Source organism: Enterobacter vonholyi (genome assembly GCF_040834095.1).
GTDB classification, from domain to species: domain Bacteria; phylum Pseudomonadota; class Gammaproteobacteria; order Enterobacterales; family Enterobacteriaceae; genus Enterobacter; species Enterobacter vonholyi.
On sequence record NZ_CP162152.1, the window covers coordinates 2,975,284 to 2,995,541 of the forward strand.

General features: G+C 50.0%; 17 protein-coding genes. 6 read left to right on the forward strand and 11 right to left on the reverse strand.

Going from position 1 to position 20,258, the window contains the following annotated elements; genetic code table 11:
- Window positions 1–49: 49 nt before the first annotated feature.
- Window positions 50–1,198 carry a YbfB/YjiJ family MFS transporter gene (locus AB3N39_RS14000; protein WP_136195431.1) on the reverse strand — a complete coding sequence of 383 codons (1,149 nt, stop codon included), beginning with the start codon at window positions 1,196–1,198 and terminating at the stop codon, window positions 50–52.
- 138 nt (window positions 1,199–1,336) lie between these two features.
- Between AB3N39_RS14000 and fghA the strand changes: the two genes are divergently transcribed.
- Window positions 1,337–2,164 carry an S-formylglutathione hydrolase gene (fghA, locus tag AB3N39_RS14005; RefSeq protein ID WP_143345326.1) on the forward strand — a complete coding sequence of 276 codons (828 nt, stop codon included), beginning with the start codon at window positions 1,337–1,339 and terminating at the stop codon, window positions 2,162–2,164.
- 99 nt (window positions 2,165–2,263) lie between these two features.
- Here the strand turns inward: fghA and cirA are convergent, their stop codons facing one another.
- The 3 genes from cirA to yieE all read right to left on the reverse strand — a co-directional run bounded on the left by cirA (window position 2,264) and on the right by yieE (window position 6,952).
- A complete protein-coding gene (cirA, locus tag AB3N39_RS14010; RefSeq protein ID WP_367896817.1) occupies window positions 2,264–4,234 on the reverse strand; it encodes a catecholate siderophore receptor CirA in 1,971 nt (656 codons plus the stop codon).
- Window positions 4,235–4,458: 224 nt separating this feature from the next.
- Entirely contained in the window at window positions 4,459–5,928 is a 1,470-nt protein-coding gene (locus AB3N39_RS14015; protein WP_024908170.1) for an amino acid permease, read from the reverse strand.
- Window positions 5,929–6,085: 157 nt separating this feature from the next.
- Window positions 6,086–6,952, reverse strand: a complete 867-nt coding sequence (gene yieE, locus AB3N39_RS14020; RefSeq protein WP_047346566.1) for a DNA-binding transcriptional regulator YeiE — start codon at window positions 6,950–6,952, stop codon at window positions 6,086–6,088.
- Window positions 6,953–7,049: 97 nt separating this feature from the next.
- Between yieE and AB3N39_RS14025 the strand changes: the two genes are divergently transcribed.
- Both AB3N39_RS14025 and nfo read left to right on the forward strand, forming a co-directional pair.
- Window positions 7,050–8,096: a YeiH family protein gene (locus AB3N39_RS14025; RefSeq protein WP_143345329.1), complete on the forward strand. Its 1,047-nt coding sequence runs from the start codon at window positions 7,050–7,052 to the stop codon at window positions 8,094–8,096.
- A 64-nt stretch (window positions 8,097–8,160) separates the two neighbouring features.
- Window positions 8,161–9,018 (forward strand): deoxyribonuclease IV, encoded by an 858-nt coding sequence (gene nfo, locus AB3N39_RS14030; protein WP_104950504.1) that lies wholly within the window; start codon window positions 8,161–8,163, stop codon window positions 9,016–9,018.
- Between the two features lie 47 nt (window positions 9,019–9,065).
- Here the strand turns inward: nfo and fruA are convergent, their stop codons facing one another.
- From fruA to fruB, 3 genes are read right to left on the reverse strand one after another with little or no spacing between them, the layout of a single operon-like run.
- On the reverse strand, window positions 9,066–10,751 hold the full coding sequence (fruA, locus tag AB3N39_RS14035) for a PTS fructose transporter subunit IIBC (RefSeq protein ID WP_136195436.1): 1,686 nt from the start codon (window positions 10,749–10,751) through the stop codon (window positions 9,066–9,068).
- 16 nt (window positions 10,752–10,767) lie between these two features.
- Window positions 10,768–11,706 carry a 1-phosphofructokinase gene (gene fruK / locus AB3N39_RS14040; protein WP_008500936.1) on the reverse strand — a complete coding sequence of 313 codons (939 nt, stop codon included), beginning with the start codon at window positions 11,704–11,706 and terminating at the stop codon, window positions 10,768–10,770.
- On the reverse strand, window positions 11,706–12,836 hold the full coding sequence (gene fruB, locus AB3N39_RS14045; protein WP_136195437.1) for a fused PTS fructose transporter subunit IIA/HPr protein: 1,131 nt from the start codon (window positions 12,834–12,836) through the stop codon (window positions 11,706–11,708). The genes fruK and fruB overlap by 1 nt, the downstream gene beginning before the upstream one ends.
- 361 nt (window positions 12,837–13,197) lie before the next feature.
- Between fruB and setB the strand changes: the two genes are divergently transcribed.
- Window positions 13,198–14,379 (forward strand): sugar efflux transporter SetB, encoded by a 1,182-nt coding sequence (setB, locus tag AB3N39_RS14050; protein ID WP_367896818.1) that lies wholly within the window; start codon window positions 13,198–13,200, stop codon window positions 14,377–14,379.
- On the opposite strand, the gene AB3N39_RS14055 is transcribed toward setB, so the two are convergent.
- Window positions 14,376–14,573: a Fe-S-cluster oxidoreductase gene (locus AB3N39_RS14055; protein ID WP_302235081.1), complete on the reverse strand. Its 198-nt coding sequence runs from the start codon at window positions 14,571–14,573 to the stop codon at window positions 14,376–14,378. The two genes, setB and AB3N39_RS14055, sit on opposite strands and share 4 nt — an antisense overlap.
- A 461-nt stretch (window positions 14,574–15,034) precedes the next feature.
- Window positions 15,035–15,289 (reverse strand): DUF1471 domain-containing protein, encoded by a 255-nt coding sequence (locus tag AB3N39_RS14060; protein ID WP_048224133.1) that lies wholly within the window; start codon window positions 15,287–15,289, stop codon window positions 15,035–15,037.
- Between the two features lie 382 nt (window positions 15,290–15,671).
- Here AB3N39_RS14060 and AB3N39_RS14065 point away from each other — a divergent pair, with 382 nt between their 5' ends.
- Window positions 15,672–16,724 carry a hypothetical protein gene (locus tag AB3N39_RS14065; RefSeq protein WP_367896819.1) on the forward strand — a complete coding sequence of 351 codons (1,053 nt, stop codon included), beginning with the start codon at window positions 15,672–15,674 and terminating at the stop codon, window positions 16,722–16,724.
- Window positions 16,725–16,965: 241 nt separating this feature from the next.
- Here AB3N39_RS14065 and AB3N39_RS14070 read toward each other — a convergent pair whose 3' ends face one another.
- Together AB3N39_RS14070 and AB3N39_RS14075 are read right to left on the reverse strand one after the other, a co-directional pair.
- The gene (locus tag AB3N39_RS14070) at window positions 16,966–17,703 is read right to left on the reverse strand and encodes an AAA family ATPase (RefSeq protein ID WP_072061317.1); all 738 of its coding nucleotides are present in this window, start codon (window positions 17,701–17,703) and stop codon (window positions 16,966–16,968) included.
- Between the two features lie 265 nt (window positions 17,704–17,968).
- The gene (locus AB3N39_RS14075; RefSeq protein WP_367896820.1) at window positions 17,969–19,477 is read right to left on the reverse strand and encodes an MFS transporter; all 1,509 of its coding nucleotides are present in this window, start codon (window positions 19,475–19,477) and stop codon (window positions 17,969–17,971) included.
- A 292-nt stretch (window positions 19,478–19,769) separates the two neighbouring features.
- Here AB3N39_RS14075 and AB3N39_RS14080 point away from each other — a divergent pair, with 292 nt between their 5' ends.
- A complete protein-coding gene (locus tag AB3N39_RS14080) occupies window positions 19,770–20,258 on the forward strand; it encodes a hypothetical protein (RefSeq protein WP_127353396.1) in 489 nt (162 codons plus the stop codon).

Below are 20,258 nucleotides of genomic sequence, written 5' to 3' on the forward strand. Positions count from 1 at the left end.
GCTCATTGTGCGTGAGGCGACGCACATAATCCAGTATTCACGACGATAATTATTGCAATTGCTGTTGCCTTTCAGCGTGACGATTCCAGACCAGGGCTCCTCCAACGAACAGCGCCATGCCCGCCAGCCCCAGCGCCGGCTCCAGCCGGTGGGTAAGCCAGGTTGATAACGCCGAGGTGACCGGCCCAATCAACTGACCAATTGCATACCCGGTGGTGAGCAGGCCTGCCATATAGCGCGTGTGGTTTGGTGCCAGCTCGCGGCCGTATAAAAGAGAGAGCTGCACGGCACACAAAAAGCCGCCGCCCACCAGCAGCCCGCCCGTCAGCAGCCCGCCAATCCCCGGCAGCAGCCAGGCCGCCAGCACGCCCGCCCCCTGTAACCACAGTACGATAGCCAGCCTGCGGTTAGCCGTTGAGGTATGGCGTAAAAGAATACTGAGCGCTATCCCCACCACGGCGGCGATACCAAAAATCGGCCAGACGAACTGCGCAAACAGGCTGCCGGGAAAACGCACCGCCGCCATTTGCGACAGGAATGTCGCCGGGAGGATATAGCCAAACCCGGCCAGGCTGTAGCTCCAGACCAGGCGCTTTAAATCCGCCGTCAGCACCAGCGGCTCTGGTGCGGTGCCCGGTCGATGGAGCTGCCCGGATCGCGGCAGGTAGCGCGCCACCAGCGCAATCAGCACCAGCGCCAGCACGCCGTAGATTTGCCATGCCGCCCCGGCCGAAAGGGATTTCGCCTGGATGTAGACGGCGAGCAGCCCGCTCAGGGCAATGCCCGCCCCCGGTCCGGCAAATACGGCAGCGCTCAGGCCCGGTTTACCCAACTGCCCAAGCCGTTCGTTAGTCCAGGCGGCAATCAGTACCATCGACCAGCCGCTCATGCAGCCAATCACAAAACGCAGCAGGCCGTGTACGACGGCGTTATCCGCCGCCGCGGAGAGCAGCGTCAGCGCCACCGCTCCGGTGATGCCAAGCCAGAGGCGCGTTTCCACAAAGCGGTGCGCGCGCATGGCATCCCATGCGCCCACCAGATAGCCCAGATAGTTCATCGCCGCGACCAGACCCGCGCTGGTCAGCGTAAGCTGCCCGGCAGCAATCATCAGCGGCACCTGAGGCGTAAAGGCAAAGCGCCCTATCCCCATCGCCACCACCAGAACGACAAACCCACTGAGCGCAATACGCAGCGCCATGACCGCTCCAATTGTTAAAGAAAAGTAAATTTATGATGCAGCATCTGGCCGTCAGGCGAAAGTGAAAGTTGCTCACAGGTCAATGAAAAGGCTGTATTATGGTTTTTATGAATACGCATTCTCATTAAGGAGCCCTGCATGGAACTGCTCGAAGAGCACCGTTGTTTTGAAGGTCGACAGCAGCGCTGGCGGCATGACTCCACCGTCCTGAACTGTGCGATGACGTTCAGCATTTTCCTGCCGCTGACGGAAAATCCGCCGGTTCTGTTCTGGCTTTCAGGCTTGACCTGCAATGACGAAAACTTCACCACCAAAGCGGGGGCGCAGCGTATTGCTGCCGAGCTGGGTATTGCGCTGGTGATGCCTGACACCAGCCCGCGCGGCGATGATGTGGCCGACGATGCGGGATACGATCTGGGCAAAGGCGCCGGGTTTTATGTCAATGCGACCGAGCAGCCCTGGGCGCGCCATTACCGCATGTATGATTACATTCGCGATGAACTTCCTGCGCTGGTGCAGTCGCAGTTTGCGGTTGGCGAGCGCTGCGCGATCAGCGGCCACTCCATGGGCGGACACGGGGCGCTCATCATGGCGCTGAAAAATCCGGGAAAATACGTCAGCGCGTCGGCATTTGCGCCAATTGTGAACCCAACGCAGGTGCCGTGGGGGCAGAAAGCCTTCACGAACTATCTGGGTGAAGATGAAGCGAAATGGCTGGAATGGGATAGCAGTGCGCTGATGCTGGCCAGTAACTCAGTAAATGCGATTCCGATGCTTATCGATCAGGGCGATGCGGATCAGTTCCTCGCCGGACAGCTGCAGCCTGCGGTGCTGGCAGAAGCGGCACGTCAGAAGGACTGGCCGCTGACGCTGCGCATCCAGCCGGGATACGACCACAGCTATTATTTTATCGCGTCCTTTATTGAGGATCATCTCCGCTTCCATGCGGAGCATTTATTCGGCTAAGTGCAGCCGATTGCCGGGTGGCGGCCTCGCCTTACCCGGCCTACATTCGTGGATTTTGTAGGCCCGGTAAGCGAGGCGCCACCGGGCATCCAGGCTACATCAGAACTTATAATCCACGCCGACAAAGTAGCGACGGCCATCTTCCGTGTAGCTGTAATCGTCACGGCTCAGATCTTTGTCCAGCAGGTTCTGCACGCTCGCGCGTAGCTTAACGGCTTTCGTTACCTGCCACGCGGCGCCGGTATTCCAGATGACATAGCCACCCGGCGTTGGAGCACTGCTGGTCAGCGCGCGTTTCTCACCGGTGTAGTTACCCTGAACATAGAACGACCAGTCCTGCGTTGCCTTCCAGTCAACGGTCCCGTTGGCGGTGTGGAACGGCAGATCGGACAGCGGCTTGTTGCCGCCGTTGCTGATATCACGACCGTCGTTGTAGGTGTAGTTCAGCGTCACCTTCCAGTCTTCAGCAACCGGGAACTTTACCTCTGTTTCCACCCCGCGGATGCGCGCCTTGTTTACGTTGTAATACCGGAAAATCGGTTCACCGTCAGCATTCAGTCCAACATAGTTAGTGTAGCCCTGGGCCTGTTTCGCATTGGCCGTACGGCTGATGCTGATACGGTCATCCACATTATTCTGGAAGGTGGTGACGCTGGCCTGCACGCCCTCTAACCAGCCCTCTTCCCCACTGTAGTACAGACCGAATTCAAAGCTCTCGCTGGTTTCCGGCTTCAGGTCCGGGTTACCAACAATCTCACAGGCACCGCGGCACGAGCCGGTGACCCAGTCCGGGCTCAGCTGCAGCAGAGACGGCGCTTTAAACGCGGTAGCCCAGCCCCCTTTCACCGTTACGGTATCGGTCGCGTTGTAGACCAGATAGGCGCGCGGGCTCCAGTGGTCGCCGTAGGTATCATGGTCGTCCATACGGATGCCGGTGGTCAGCGCCAGAGGTTCAAAAATACGCCACTCGTCCTCCAGGAACAGGGCATACTGGCTTGTCGACGTACTGCTGCTGGAACCGCCCGTCAGGTTGACAGGATCCTTCAGCTTATCGTGACGCCATTCGCCGCCGAAGGTCAGTAGCTGGTTGATTTCGCCCAGCGGCAGCACGTATTTCCCGTCCACCGCGTTGCTCTCGGAGGTGATCGGATTGCTGTTGCCCGGGTTCTTGTTATCTACCTTTTCGCCGTAAACCTTCAGCTCGCTGTTGCCGACGCCCCAGCGGCCGTTGTGGCTGAGCGAGTAGTTCTGCCGCTCAAGGCGGTTTTTGTCGAGGGAATCAGAGTCACGATCCTGACGGTCGAAACCGTAGCCCGCCGTAAAGTCATGATTTTCAGACGGCGTCCAGGCGAACTCCACATTCGCATCGCGGCTGGTAAAGCCTTCAATGCGCGGCGTTTCACCGCTCGCCGTGGTAGAGGACTTCTGTTGACCGTCTTTCTCACGCTTCGCGAGGCTACCGTAGGCTTTCAGCCCCAGCAGACCGTCCACCAGCGGACCGCTGGTATAGAACTGACCGTTATACGTGTCGCCACGGTCGCGATGTTCCTGAATTGTGGAATCGGCGCTCAGAGTGCCCGTCCATTTCTGGCCGATTTTTTTGGTGATAATGTTTACCACGCCGCCCAGCGCATCGGAGCCGTAAAGAGAAGACATCGGTCCGCGCACCACTTCGATTCGTTCGATGGCGTCAACCGGCACCCAGTTGAGGTCGAAATCATTATGGCGGAACACCGCGTTACGGGAATTGACGCGCTTGCCGTCGATCAGGATCAGCGTGTAGCTGCTGTCCAGTCCACGGATACTTACCCCTTTACGGTTGTCCCCTTCGCTCGTGAGCTGAACGCCCGGCACATCCCGTAACACATCTTTCAGGTTCTGAACGGGTTTGCGCTGCAAATCTTCCTGGGTAATCACGCTGATGCTTGCCGGTGCGTCTTTCAGGTTTTGCTCGGTCGCGGAGGCCGTGACAACCATTGTGTCGCCGGATTCCGCGGCGATAACAGGCAGGGCCAGGGACATTGCGGACGCACAAAGTCCTCCCCTGACGAAGGGATTCAACCTAAACATTCCATATCTCCATGAGGTAAATACAACTAAATCAAATCATCATTGCTCACAGCGTCTTCCCTGCCGCCCACATCTGCGGTGGGTCGGTGACACGCTTATTTGTGATAACGATAAAGCAAACGATAATTATTATCAATTAAATTGTTAAGAAATATATCTTTGTTTCAGGATACGGGAATAAAAAAACCCGCTCGAATGAGCGGGTTAAAAGAGAGGAAGTGCGGTTATTGTTTAAATCGTTCCGGGAATTCCATTTCACTGTAGCGAACGAATTTTGTTCCTTTCGTCAGCTTGTAGCCAAACCAGATAACGAGGAACAGCGGAATACCAATGTAGGTCGCCGTGACGGCGCCCCAGTCAATGGTGTCCGCCAGGAACGCTTCATAGTTCTGTCCCAGCGTAATGATCAGGCACAGAATGAAGGCGAAAATGGGACCCAGCGGGAAGAACCCTGAGCGATACGGCAGCGAGTTAATATCGTGACCCTGTTTGACGAAGCCACGGCGGAAACGGTAGTGGCTAATGGCAATCCCCAGCCAGGCAATAAAGCCCGTCATCCCGGAGGTGTTAAGCAGCCACAGGTAAACCGTCTGGTTGCCAAACATAGAGGTCAGGAAGCACAGACCGGCGATCACCGTAGTGGCGTACAGCGCGTTACGCGGTACGCCGCCGCGGGACAGCTTCGCGAAAATACGCGGTGCTTTACCGTCGCATGCCAGCGTGTAGAGCATACGGGTGGACGCGTACATCCCGGAGTTACCGGCTGAAAGCACAGCGGTCAGGATAACGGCGTTCATCACTGCCGCGGCAGAAAGCAGACCGGCGTGCTGGAAGACCAGCGTGAACGGACTGACGCTAATGTCTTTAACGTCATTACGCAGCAGGCTTGGATCGGTGTACGGAATGATTAGGCTGATAATCAGGATAGCGAACACATAGAACAGCAGGATACGCCAGAAGACCTGACGAACCGCGCGCGGAATATTCTTCTCCGGGTTCTCTGACTCACCGGCAGCGATACCAATCAGCTCGGTCCCCTGGAAGGAGAAGCCGACAATCATCGCCACGCCAATCATTGCCGACAGTCCACCGGCAAACGGCGCATCGCCTGTTGTCCAGTTACTCCAGCCCGCAGGTTCTGCGCCTTTGAAAATACCAACGATCATCGCCACACCGACGACGATAAAGATGATGACGGTTGCCACTTTGATCAAAGAGAACCAGTATTCCGCTTCGCCGAAACCGCGCACGGAGATGTAGTTCAGCAGGAAAATAACGGCCAGGAACAGGGCGCTCCAGATCCAGCCCGGCGTATCCGGGAACCACCAGTTCATCACCAGCTGTGCGGCAACGAGGTCAACGGCGATAGTGACCGCCCAGTTGTACCAGTAGTTCCAGCCCAGCGCGAAGCCAAAGCCTTCTTCAACGTATTTTTGACCGTAGGTCGAGAACGAACCGGATACCGGCATGTACGCGGCCAGTTCGCCAAGACTGGTCATCAGGAAGTACACCATCAGGCCAATCAGGATATAAGAGAAAAGTGCCCCACCCGGGCCTGCTGCCGAAATCGTTGCGCCAGAGGCAACGAAAAGACCTGTACCGATGGAGCCGCCAATGGCGATCATCGTCAGGTGACGCGCCTTGAGTTCACGACGTAGCGTGGGCGCTTCTGTGGTTTTAATTTCTGAAACCATATGAAAATGCTGTCCATTTAATAAATGAGGCGCGATTGTAGCAGACGATCCGCGTTCCTTCCGGCAGAAATACTTAGTTATAAGAGAGCTTCATGACTCGGCCAGGATTATAAGTAAAGCATAATTTTTCCCTCTCCCCTTTGGGGTGAGGGAAAGATTACATCTCGCAATAGCGCAGAAAACGCTGCAAAGAACTGGAAAGGTGTTTCTGACGATGATGAATGCACCACAGCGTGCGCACCAGTTTCGGGAGCGGGATGGGGATTTCAACCAGCGATCCGGTCTCCAGCTGTTCGGCAATAACGCGCCGTGAAAGACAGCTGATGCCGAGCCCGTGGCGCACCGCGTGCTTGATGGCCTCTGAGTTCCCCAGCTCCATACCTAACTGGAAATGCGGCAGATGAGAAAGCAGCAGATAATCGACAATTTCACGCGTGCCGGAGCCCTGCTCGCGCAGGATCCACTGCGCCTGCGCCAGGCGCTCCAGCGTCACCTCGCCCTGCAATAACGACGAGGCCGGGGAGGCAAACACCACCAGCTCATCTTCCAGCCAGGGCTCGGCAATAATATCGACGTTATGGCAGGGTCCTTCGATGAGGCCGATATCCACGCGGAAGTCGATCACCGCGTTGATGACGTCCTGGCTGTTCCCTACGCTCATCTCCAGCGGCAGGGTCGGGAAATCCCGGCGGTAGCGGGCAATCACTTCCGGCAGGATGTAGTTCCCGATGGTGCTGCTGGCGTAGACGCGGATCGCACCGTTATCTTCGCGGAACAGCTGCTCGATTTCGATAGCCTGCTCCAGCAGCGCCAGCGCGCGCGGATAAAGAAGACGACCGTGCTCGTTGACCACCAGACGCTTCCCTACCCTGTCAAAAAGCTGAACGCCCAGCTGTCCTTCAAGATCGGTCAACGCCGCGCTGACCGCAGACTGGGAGAGCGCCAGCATTTGTGACGCCTGGGTCGTCGAGCCGCTTTTCAGCACCTCGGCAAATACTTCCAGCTGACGCAGAGTAATGTGCATGCTTGCTTACCACTTATATAGATTGATTATAAGTATATAATCAATTTTATTTTTAAGCCAGGGCGCCGTAACCTTTAGCCAGACAAAGGAGAAGGTTATGTCAGAAATCACCTTACAACATCATCGTACAGTGTGGCACTTCGTGCCGGGTCTAGCGCTCAGCGCCGCAGTAACCGCCGTCGCGCTATGGGGCGGCAGCATCCCGGCCATCGCAGGCGCAGGTTTCAGCGCGCTGACGCTGGCCATTCTGCTGGGCATGGTCGTGGGTAATACCGTTTACCCGCATATCTGGAAATCCTGCGACGGCGGCGTGATCTTTGCCAAGCAGCATCTGCTGCGTCTTGGGATCATTCTTTACGGCTTCCGTCTCACCTTTTCGCAGATTGCGGATGTGGGCGTGAGCGGGATCGCCATCGACGTCCTGACCCTGACCAGCACCTTTTTACTGGCCTGCTTTATCGGCCAGAAAGTGTTTGGCCTGGACAGGCAAACCAGCTGGCTGATCGGTGCCGGGAGCAGTATCTGTGGCGCAGCGGCGGTGCTGGCAACGGAACCCGTCGTTAAAGCCGAAGCCAGCAAGGTGACGGTGGCGGTAGCGACGGTGGTGATCTTCGGTACGCTGGCGATTTTCCTCTACCCGGCCATGTATCCGCTGGTTGCCCACTGGTTTAGCCCGGAAACCTACGGCATCTATATCGGTTCGACCATGCACGAAGTGGCCCAGGTGGTGGCGGCAGGACATGCTATTAACCCTGAAGCCGAAAACGCGGCGGTGATTGCCAAAATGCTGCGCGTGATGATGCTGGCGCCGTTCCTGATTTTCCTTGCTGCACGGGTTAAACAGCTGGCACCGGCGGACAGTAATCAGAAAAGTAAAATCACCATTCCATGGTTTGCGATCCTGTTTATCGTGGTCGCTATCTTTAACTCCTTCCACCTGCTGCCCAAATCGGTAGTGGATATGCTGGTGACGCTGGATACCGTACTGCTGGCGATGGCCATGGCGGCCCTGGGGGTGACCACACACGTCAGCGCGCTGAAAAAAGCCGGTGCGAAACCGCTGCTGATGGCGCTGGTACTCTTCATCTGGCTGATTGTCGGCGGCGGCGCGATTAACCTCGCGGTCCATAGCCTGATGGCATAAACCACTACATCCTTCTCCTGTTAACCCGCTATCATAGGCATTTCGGGTTAACAGGAGTCCCTTTATGAAATATGTTGGAGCGCACGTCAGCGCTGCAGGTGGCCTTGCGAATGCCGCCATTCGTGCCGCCGAAATTGAGGCGACCGCTTTCGCCCTGTTCACCAAAAATCAGCGCCAGTGGCGCGCCGCCCCGCTCACCGCCGAGGTGATTGACGATTTCAAAGCTGCCTGTGAGAAGTACCACTACGGGCCAGGCCAGATCCTTCCCCACGACAGCTATCTCATTAACCTCGGGCACCCGGTTGAAGAGGCGCTGGAAAAATCCCGCGAGGCGTTTCTTGATGAAGTTCAGCGCTGTGAGCAGCTTGGGCTGACGCTGCTGAACTTCCATCCTGGCAGCCATCTTATGCAGATCGATGAAGATGCCTGCCTGGCGCGCATTGCCGAATCCATCAACATCACCTTGGACAAGACCAAAGGCGTCACCGCGGTGATTGAGAATACCGCCGGTCAGGGCAGCAACCTCGGCTTTAAGTTCGAACATCTGGCGGCGATTATCGACGGCGTGGAGGATAAATCCCGCGTTGGCGTGTGCATTGATACCTGCCACGCGTTTGCCGCCGGCTATGACCTGCGCACCACCGAGGCAACGAAAAACACGTTTGATGAGTTCGAGCGCATTGTTGGCTTTAAGTACCTGCGCGGAATGCACCTCAACGATGCGAAAAGCGCCTTTGGCAGCCGCGTTGACCGCCACCACAGCCTGGGCGAAGGCAACATTGGCCACGATGCGTTTCGCTTTATCATGCAGGACGCCCGCTTCGACGGTATTCCGATGGTGCTTGAAACCATTAATCCGGATATCTGGGCAGAAGAGATTGCCTGGCTGAAGGCTCAGCAAACTGCTGAACAGGCGGCATAAAAAAAGCCGGGTGCGTAATGCGACCCGGCTTTTTTATTATTTATCGCTTACGCTGCTTTTGCCACAACTTCCGCTTCCGGACGTTTCAGCACCGCGTAAGAGAGACCCGCCACCAGCGTACCGGCGACGATGGCCAGCAGGTAGCCCAGTACCGGCGTGATGGCGCCAGGGATCAGCAGAACAAACAGACCGCCGTGTGGTGCCATCAGCTTCGCGCCAATCGCCATGGAGATCGCCCCGGTCACTGCACCACCCGCGATACAGCACGGCAGTACACGCATTGGGTCACGGGCCGCGAACGGAATCGCGCCTTCGGTGATGAAGCACAGACCCAGCACCAGCGCAGCTTTACCGCCTTCCTGCTGCGCTTTATCGAACTTACGACGGGCAATAATCGTCGCCAGGCCGAGCGCCAGAGGTGGCACCATACCTGCCGCCATGATCGCTGCCATTGGCGCGTAGGTCTGGGTACTCAGCAGGCCAACACCAAAGGCGTACGCCGCTTTGTTTACCGGACCACCCATGTCGGTACACATCATGCCGCCGAGAATTGCCCCCAGCAGAACCGCGTTCGCGGTACCCATGGTTTGCAGCCAGTGGGTCAGACCCGCCAGGATGCCTGCAACCGGCTTACCAATCAGGTAAATCATCGCCAGACCGACCACCAGGCTGGAAATCAGCGGGATGATCAGAATCGGCTTCAGCGCTTCCATACTCTGCGGCAGCTTGAGCTTCGAGCTGATGAGCTTCGCGACGTAACCGGCCAGGAAGCCCGCGATAATACCGCCGATAAAGCCGGAACCGGTGCTTACGGCCAGCATACCGCCGATAAGACCCGGCGTGAGGCCAGGACGATCGGCGATGGAGAAAGCAATAAAGCCTGCCAGGACGGGTACCATCAGTGCGAAGGCGGAACCGCCACCAATCTGCATTAACGCAGCGGCCAGCGTGCCTTGCTCTTTAAACGCGGTAATACCAAATGCGAACGAGAGCGCGATACACAGACCACCCGCAACCACCATCGGCAGCATGTAAGACACGCCGGTCAGCAGGTGACGATAGGCGCCTGCGGACTCTTTCTTACCTTCCGTCGCGGTCTGGCGCGCGCCGGTTGCCTGATACGGCTTCGCTTCCACCAGCGCTTTATCAAACTCCTGCGCAGTCTTTTTCAGCGCCAGGCCGGTAGACGTGCGGTACATTGGCTTACCGGCAAATTTCGCCAGGTCCACTTCGATATCCGCCGCCACAATCACCAGATCGGCCTCAGCCACTTCTTCAGGGGTGATAGCGTTGCCGGCACCGACGGAGCCGCGCGTTTCAACTTTAACCCACCAGCCGCGTTTTTTCGCTTCGGTTTCAATGGCTTCAGCTGCCATAAAGGTGTGAGCCACGCCCGTCGGACAGGCCGTCACCGCAACAATGCGTTTCGGGCCCGTGACCGCAGCCGGTGCCGTCGCGACGGGCGCGCTGTAAACAGACGCGTGACCTTTCGCTTCGCTCAGGAACAGTTCCGGATGAGCCACCGCGCGATTTATATCGCCCAGCCACACTTTTTTGCCGTTCAGCGCACTGTCAGCCGGGATTTTGTCGCCCAGGACAATGGCCAGTTCGGCATCGCCAGGGTTATCAGTCATCTCGAGATGTGCTTTGTTCGCCGCCGCTCCCAGCAAGGTCTTCGCCATATAGGCGCGAGCCTGTCCGAGACCGGAGTCAATGATCAGCAGCGTTTTCATTATTCCTCTCCTGCTGTTAGTTAAAAGGTTTTAAGTCAACGCGCGCCATCATCGCGGCTAACTGGGTACGATCGGTAATACCGACATTGCTCTGGCTGACGGCCAGGGCAGCAACGGCAGTGGCAAGACGTAAAGTATGTTCACTGGATTCACGCATCAGCAGGCCGTAAATCAGGCCGCCAACCATTGAATCCCCTGCGCCAACGGTACTCACAACTTCCATTGACGGCGGTTTGGCGATCCATTCGCCAGACGCGTTAACCCACAACGCGCCTTCTGCACCAAGCGAGATAACCACGTGAGCGATACCTTGCTCGCGCAGCGCATGGGCAGCGTCAATCACATCTTTTAGTTCTGGCAGCTTACGACCCGCCCAGATTTCCAGCTCGCGGCGATTCGGCTTCACCAGCCACGGCGAGGCTTTGAGACCCGCGACCAGCGCGTCGCGGCTGCTGTCAAAAATAATGCACGGGCACTGGCTGCGAAGGCGCGTCATCCAGTCGGTAAACGCTTCAGGGCTCACGCCGGACGGCAGGCTACCGCTGACGCAGACCATGTCAAACTGACCCAGCCAGGTCAGAGAATCGTTAACAAAACGCTCCCAGTCTGACGGCGTCACTTCGAAGCCAGAGAAGTTCAGATCGGTCACTTCACCGTCTTTCTCAGTCAGCTTAACGTTGATACGGGTACGGCCCTGAACAACCTGAAAACGGTTGGCAATGCCCAGCTCGCTGAACAGCTGCTGGAAACCGTCCTGGTTATCTTTACCGAGGAATCCCCCCACGGTGACGTCGATACCGAGATCCTTGAGCACTTTCGCGACGTTAATCCCTTTGCCCGCAGCATGCAGGCCAGTGGTACGCACGAGGTTGACTTCGCCGCGCTCAATTTCCGGGCAAAATCCTACCAGGTCATAAGCCGGGTTCAGCGTAATAGTCGCAACACGTCTGCTCATTATGCGCCCTCCCCCAGACCCGCCGCGATGGCGTCGCCAATCGCTTTCAGCGCCTGTTCAGCATCAGCACCCTGCGCGGTGAAACGCAGACGGTGACCTTTCTTCACGCCCAGCGCGACAACTTTCATCAGACTACGGCCGTTGGCCGGTTTGCCCGTGCCGTCAAGATTCGCCACGGTGATCTCACTCTCGAATTGTTTAATGGTATTCACCAGCATGGTACCCGGACGGGCATGCAGGCCGTGTTCGTTACGCACCACGAACTCCGCAGTTTGCACGTCATCCGTCAGCACATCATCACTGGTCAGCAGTGCCAGCACGGTGGAGGCATCAGCGTTCAGCAGTTTTTCAGCTTTGTTGTTCAGCAACAGGTCGCCCAGACGCTTCAGCACGGAAACCGGCTGTTCATCAGCCATCGCCACGGTCACCAGCATGGCCGCGCGCTCGCCTTCTACGTCAAACGCGTTGGCCGCGCGGCTCACGGCGATAGCGCTGCGCAGGTTGCCTTCAGCACTGTCGTTCAGCCAGATACCCTGACCCAGATTCAACGGCTTATCGTTAATCACGCGCGTCACAAAGGTGGCATCCGCCGCGCCGGCTTCTTTCAGACGACCGGCGTTCAGCGCCTGCAGCGTCACCAGATCGGAAGCAACCACGTCCAGCGTCAGCGTTTCATTATCCAGTTTCAGCGCTTCGCTCTGTTTTTCGCCCATCAGCAAGGCGCGCAGCTCTTCCGCTGTGGTGGCGGACTTAAGCTGTTCAGCCACCGCGTCATCACTCAGGACATGCGTCAGCTGACGCAGCAGACCTAAGTGTTCATCGCTGCTGGCCGCGATACCGATAGCCACATAGGCCACCTGACCGTCGCCCCAAAGCACGCCCTGCGGGAACTGATAAACCTTAACGCCGGTTTTCAACACCTGATCGCGGGTGTCGGTTGTGCCGTGCGGAATGGCAATGCCATTGCCGAGGAAGGTTGATGTCTGCTGCTCGCGGGCCAGCATGCCGTTGACATAGCCGTCCGCGACGTTACCCGCCTGCTCAAGCGCAGCGGCAACCTGGCGAATAGCCTCTTCTTTATCCCCGGCCTGAGCGCCCGGGTGGATATCCTGAACAGATAACTGGAACATGGTTCTCCACTCCTGCTGAAATTGAATCGTTTCAGCTTTAATGAGAAAAAATGCGCTAGCCTGCTCCGTTTGTTTAAACAAGATAGCGCTGAAACGTTTCAAAAAGTCTTGCGCTTTCTGCAATACCTTGCAAGTAAACTCGTCTTTCTGATGTCAGAATTTAGAGATACAGCACATTTCTTCTTCGTTCAGCTGAATTTTGCTGAAGTTCAGCAAGTCAGTTTCAGCTAAGGTCAGCCGATGTGGTTGTAAGATGAAATGCCATTTTGATTTTTCGTGGCATCATTGACCGCACCCACTGTTTATTTTTTAGCTGACGGCGTACACTCCGCCCCTCTCTGCTACTCGCTAATTATAAAACATGCATAACACCCCTGCGGCTGCCTCGCCGAAGCCCTTTGATTTAACCTCAGCGGCCTTCCTGATTGTTGCCTTCTTCACGGGCATTGCCGGTGCGTTACAGACGCCGACGCTGAGCCTATTTCTGACAAATGAGGTTCATGTTCGTCCGGCGCTGGTTGGCTTCTTTTTTACCGGAAGCGCCATCATCGGCATCCTGGTCAGCCAGTTTCTGGCGGGACGCTCCGACAGAAAAGGCGATCGTAAAAGCCTGATCGTTTTCTGCTGCCTGCTGGGGGTCATGGCCTGCGTTCTGTTTGCCTGGAACCGCAACTATTTCATTCTGCTCTTCGTCGGGGTATTCCTGAGCAGCTTTGGCTCAACGGCTAACCCCCAGCTGTTCGCCCTTGCCCGCGAACACGCGGACCATACCGGACGTGAAGCGGTGATGTTCAGCTCCGTCCTGCGTGCTCAGGTGTCTCTGGCATGGGTGATTGGCCCGCCGCTGGCCTACGCGCTGGCGATGGGTTTTGGCTTTACGGTGATGTACCTGAGTGCCGCCGTCGCGTTTGTGGTATGCGGCGCGCTGGTGTGGTTCTTCCTGCCGTCCATGCGCAAAGAGCCGAAAGTGACAACGGGCGTGCTGGAAGCACCGCGCCGCAACCGCCGCGATGCCCTGCTCCTGTTTGTTGTCTGCACGCTGATGTGGGGCACCAATAGCCTGTATATCATCAATATGCCGCTGTTTATTATTGATGAACTGCACCTGTCGGAAAAGCTGGCGGGAATCATGATGGGCACCGCGGCCGGGCTTGAGATCCCGACCATGCTCATTGCGGGCTATTACGCAAAGCGCTTCGGAAAGCGTTTTTTAATGCGCATTGCCGCCATCGCCGGTCTGCTGTTCTATCTCGGCATGCTGACGGTACATACGCCGGGGCTGTTGCTGGCTTTACAGCTGCTGAACGCCATCTATATTGGCATTCTCGCGGGGATAGGCATGCTCTATTTCCAGGATTTGATGCCTGGCCAGGCAGGCTCTGCCACCACCCTTTATACTAATACCACCCGTGTGGGCTGGATTATTGCCGGCTCAATGGCCGGTGTTGTGGCCGAAATCTGGGACTATCACACGGTGTTCTGGATTGCGCTGGTGATGTGTACGCTGACGATGGGCTGTCTGGCGAAGATTAAAGACGTTTAAGGTGCGGTGAGCGATTCAAGCTCAAGAAGGTACGTCATCGCCTGCTCGCGCGTGCTGCCGCACATTTCGGCCGTGGGCTGAAGCCCGGAGCAGACCTTCGGACGCAGCGGTGAGCCAAAGATCTTGCAAAGATTATTTTCAGAGAGCTGAACGCAGCGAGTATTGGCAGGCTTGCCTAATGAACCATTATTCATAGTTTATGATTAACATTGCTGCAGTTCATATCTGGTTTAATTAATCTATTCTATGCCACGCTAAGTTGATCGTATTATATGTTTCCCAGCCTTTATTCGGCTGTAACTTACTAATTTATCGAAATATATAAAGTCAACCTAATCGAACATCAACACCGTTTGAATCTTAAATTCCAAAACAACATAAACTTCATACAACCATGTACCACATTCTTAGTATTTTCAGCATACACAGGAAAAACAGTTTGATTGGAAGCAACAATTTAAGAACTAAAAAAAAAAAATAACAAAAACAACAAGAATCATCTAATCATTTGACAAACGAATAGAAAGCACAAATAAAATACAAACATTCACACAATGCCGCACGCCACGAAAAAAAATATAAAATTGGAATTGGTTAATTCATTTTTTAAGACTATCAATGAAGGTGGCAAAAACAATCGCCACCTTCTAAGGCATCACTTGTAGATGTCAGCGTTAATAGTCTTATGCTCTTCTTTTCCTTCCTTCGAAGTAATAACGTAGTACTTTCCTCCCTTTTCATCAACCTTTTGCGAAAGATCATCGTCAGACATTGTAAAACCATCTTCAGTCACTGATAACGTTCCAATTTTGGTATATTTACTTGCATTTTCCGCATCAATTTCCTCAGCAGCAAATACAGTAGTATTAAACATTACCATAAAACAGCAGAAATATTTTGCGAGTTTCATTCGATTACTCCAAGTATTGTAGTAGTAGGTAATAATTTCATAGAAGAAAAATCGGTACTTTAAACTTTACGCGTAACGGGTTAGAGCAAACTATTTTTTAATCGACAGAAAATAACACTTGCACAGTATTAGATTCAGTAATATTAAATATTAGTTATTAGTACTATTATGTCAAGACGCACCTAAAAAATTACATTGTATAATCGAAAAATCAGATCGAGATCACACATACTTTGTTTTTTGAATTTCTCTTGAAAAAAATTAGATGTCTGCTACTTTGAATATTTGTATAGGATAAGAATATTGAAAAAGGACGCGATATATCATGCATAATACATGGTACAAATTTCACGTTTTTTCTGAATCTTTATAGGCCGTTAACATGCAAATACACCCAGTAGCGATAAAAGTAAACATCCTAGCCATTTTTTGTGTAATTCTTCCGTTTGGAATAGCTTCTTATGCTGCAGTATCTGATGCAGAAATAAGTAAGCCGATTTTTTCAGAAAACAATGATTCAGTATATTTAAAATTTATAAACAACGACAATTTAAGTGGTGATGAGACTGCGCCGAAGTTGTTTGTCTCATTTCCTGACGGTGCTGAACGAGAGGTAGTAGTTGATACTGGCTCTACAGGTTTAGTGATTTCATCTTCAGCAATACCAAATGCAAATAATTTATCAGCTAGACCAGGTAAAATCACGTACAATAGTTCCGGACGTATTATGATAGGTTCTTGGCTCAATACTACTCTCACAATTGGTGATGGGGAAAAATTCGTATCTACGAATATTATCCCAGTATTGGCTGTTAACGAAATCCAGTGCCTTGCTAAGGCAAGAAATTGTAAACCTGAACTAAACCCTGAGCATGTATCAATGATGGGCATCGGTTTTGATCGAGAAAGTAGCTTGCAGAGCGAAAGCACTCCAAATACAAACCCCCTTTTAAATACAAAATCAGGAAGCAACAATGGATATACACTAACGCGCAATGGCATATATGTTGGAATTAATAAGGATACAGCCAAAGGATTTTCCTTTATTAAATTACAACCTTCAAATGAAAATAAACACGAATGGATCGCACCGCCAGCTTGTATCAAAATAACTGGTTGGCAAGGGTATCAATGTGGTACTGTCCTTATTGATACAGGAGTAAAAAGTATGTTTTTAACAATACCTAACTATAGTGTTAATGGTGGGCAATTACCTAACGGAACAACATTAAATATTAAACTAGCAGAAGGAATAGAATATGAAATTATTACCGGGGGACACAAAACAAACACTTCTCCCAAAGAGATATTTTTAAACACGACAAGGCAACAAATATTCGTTAATACAGGATTCAATTTTTTAAATAGATATGACATTTTGTATGATTATGAAAATGGTTATTTTGGATATAAAGATAATATATCCCTCCCGTAATTTATCATTTATAAAATAACGACACAGAAATAGGAATAGAAATGATAGTTAATTAATTCCGTGTTCAAAACATAAGAAAACAGCTATCATAACTAACGATAAAAAAGAATTCGAGAATAGCAATCGTATTCAATGAGTTATTATCTCTATTTACCAATGTTATATTGTTAATTTACCGTTTAAAAAAAACACATTAAAAGGTACTAAGCAATTGTTTATGTTTCTTTTCAACAAACGCTTTTTAATCATAGTCTAAGAGCTCATTTAAGATAGCTTGAGGATTATTTACAAACCGACGAGTCACAATGTAATGATCTGTATTCTCTAATTTAATAGATTCAATCCCGTTTTCACTAAAATGCAATATTTTCGAATCTGGATATGACATTAGTATAGGAGAATGGGTTGCTATTATAAATTGTGAATTGCTCTGAGCCAAGCGATGGATATGAGCGAGCGCAGCCATTTGTCTGGTAGGTGATAAAGCTGCCTCAGGTTCATCTAAAATATACAGGCCATTCGGTGCAAAGCGGTTCAATAATAATGACATAAAAGATTCCCCGTGCGATTGTTCGTGAAGGGAACGTCCACCATAGGCTCCTTGCACACCTAAACTATCAATCTCTGTTGCAACATTATAAAAACTTTCAGCTCTGAAAAAGAATCCATCTTTTGGTCGCCTTACTCCTCTTACTAGTCGAATTGCATGATGAAGTGAAGAATGACTTTCATTTGAATGAAAGTTAAAATTACGTGACCCTCCTTCTGCATTATATCCTGCGGCTATTGCAATAGCTTCAACCAAAGTTGATTTTCCACTACCATTTTCTCCCATGAGAAAAGTTACCCGCGGATGCAGATCCATACAATGAAAATTTTTCAAAGCTGGAATGTTATAGGGGTATTGTTCCCTTTCATAATCTGTGATTCTATCTTCCTGCAATAACACTGTTCGGAGATATTGTTCTAGAATATGCATTATGTAATACCAAACCTTTAGTTTATAATTAGCGTATAAAAAAAATAAAGCATATCTTAAGTTAGTCAACAACAGCTAATAATTAACATCTAAAAACCAATAAAAATACTAATCAGACCGATATTCTTAGAACTAAGTCGAGATGAATGTCTAACTAAATTGGCTTTGATATTAGATGTACCTCTATGCATTGGAAGTTCTCAATAAAACATTTCAATCTCTTAGCTAATGTACGCACATAATGATTAAAGTAGTACATAAAAAACTATTCATGAGTGTCCGAATACTCTTTAAGTAAATGTGAAATAATAAATGATAATAAAATTAACAAAATCGCTGCAACAAGCATTACATTACCGTGAGAATTTAGAAAGGCAATTTTTGAAGCATGAATCAATTCTTGTCCTTGCCAGTTAGGTAATAGATCTGCAATACTGATCGCCTCACTTAATGATAATGGAGGAGCTTGTTTGATATCAGCAAGAAAATCAACAGACAGATTGGCTGTGAATGAAGCCGACATAATCATTCCGAATAATATGATACCAGTTCCTGCTCCAAGTTCATACGCCATTCCCTCAATTGCTCCAGCTTCCCCCGCTTTCTCTTTTTTTGCGGCATTCATAATTACATATGTAGAGGAGATTAGAGCTGCTTCTATGCAAAACCCCAATATAATCATTGTAAGCCAAACCTCCCATCCATTAGAACTAAAGTCCATAAACGCCATGAAAAAGAAACATAACGAGCTTAATAAAACACCATAAAATCCAATTTTTTTAACTCCTAACCATGTAAGTGTGAAACCAACGAAAGGACCAGATATAGAGCTCGCTATAATAAATGGAAATAGAAATAATCCAGCTTGAAAAGGTGATAACCCAAATGCTAATTGTAATTCCTGAGAAACAAAAAATTCGAATCCAACCAGCGTGGCCATAGCGATAAACGCAAGTATTAGCCCCGCTAATATAGGCTTATGTTTGAAGAGCTCAATATCAATCATTGGATGAACATGCTTTATCTGCCTTTTCCAAAATATCAATAGCAAAACTAGTCCCAAAATAATGAATGAAAAATATTTAATAAACTCTTCAGAAGCCCCTAAGTTTTTAACACCTAACACAATCATTAATATAGAAAACATCAAAAGCAAAGGATCTAGTAAATTAATAATTTTAGAAGTGTTTAATACTTTATATTCTCTAAGACTCACTAACATAAAAAAAACAATGAAGCAAATAGGAATATTGATAAAAAAGACTGAGTTCCACGAATAATTTTCTATTAAAAGCCCACCTACAAATGGACCGAATGCAGCTCCACCAGTGCCTATAGCGGACCATACGCCGAGTGCAACAGCACGCTCTTTTGGCTTAACGAAAGATAGTCTTAATGCCAAGAGGGTTGCTGGAATGATCATTGCAGCCCCAATGGCCAATAAAGTTCTTGCGCAAATTAACATGATGGTATTAGAAGATATATATGCTAAACATGATGCAACACAAAATAATAACACGCCAATCAGAGATATCTTTTTGAAACCAATTTTATCTGCTAGTACCCCCATAGGCAGCAAAAGACATGCCATAACCAACGAATAGATATCTATAATCCATAAAACTTCCTTGGAAGAAGCTTTAAGATCTAAAGCTAATGATGGCGTTGCAACATGTAGAATAGTAGCATCTAAAGATACGGGTAGATACATTAAAATAACTGTAATAAGAATTAAATTCTTATGATTAAAAAAAACGTTCTTCTTTTCTAACATAGCATTATCTTTAAAAAGTTTATGATATACACATTTTATTAAAAACAATTTTCCCTTGAAGCATCATAAACAAAAAGTTAAAAACTACAATTAATTGTTATGCAATAATGCATTCGTTTAGCAAGCGTTTAACATTTAATAGTTTTGAATAATAAATTTAATGATAGCATCATAAAACAAAAATTATAAAATTCATAAGGAGCATTTCTCTAGCAAAAATTTTACTTGTAATTTACATAAACTGAAAAAATTTACACAACCTATAAATAATCTTACAAGCTTACAAATTTACATGAACAATAAACAAAACTTAATTTTAATCTTTAGTGATAACAGCTATTTATCATTGGGTATATACGATGGAATATCGCGTAGCGATGCATTAGTTTATACAAAAGAGGAGTTTATTGACTTTATAGATATTTTATCTATTTCAAAACACTATAAACTAATTGTAATTTATGATAAAAAATATCGTGACTTGATTTCATTAATGTTTAATGAAACCTCTACTTTTCACTTTCAAAGTGAAACCTTGTCTATAGATAACGTTTTAAGAAGTTTATATGTTGAATCATTTATGAGATTTAAAAAACATCACTTCTTAGGATTAAAAGTTCTTTATTACTATTTTTATTTACAGCTTGATTATTATCAAGTTAGTGAAATCTTAAACATTGATTCAAAAAAAATTAGCCGGCATATCATCAGATGTCTTACAACAGTCAATTATAAAGGTAAGAGAAGTTTTTGGTACGATTACTTAAATAATAAGCATTAA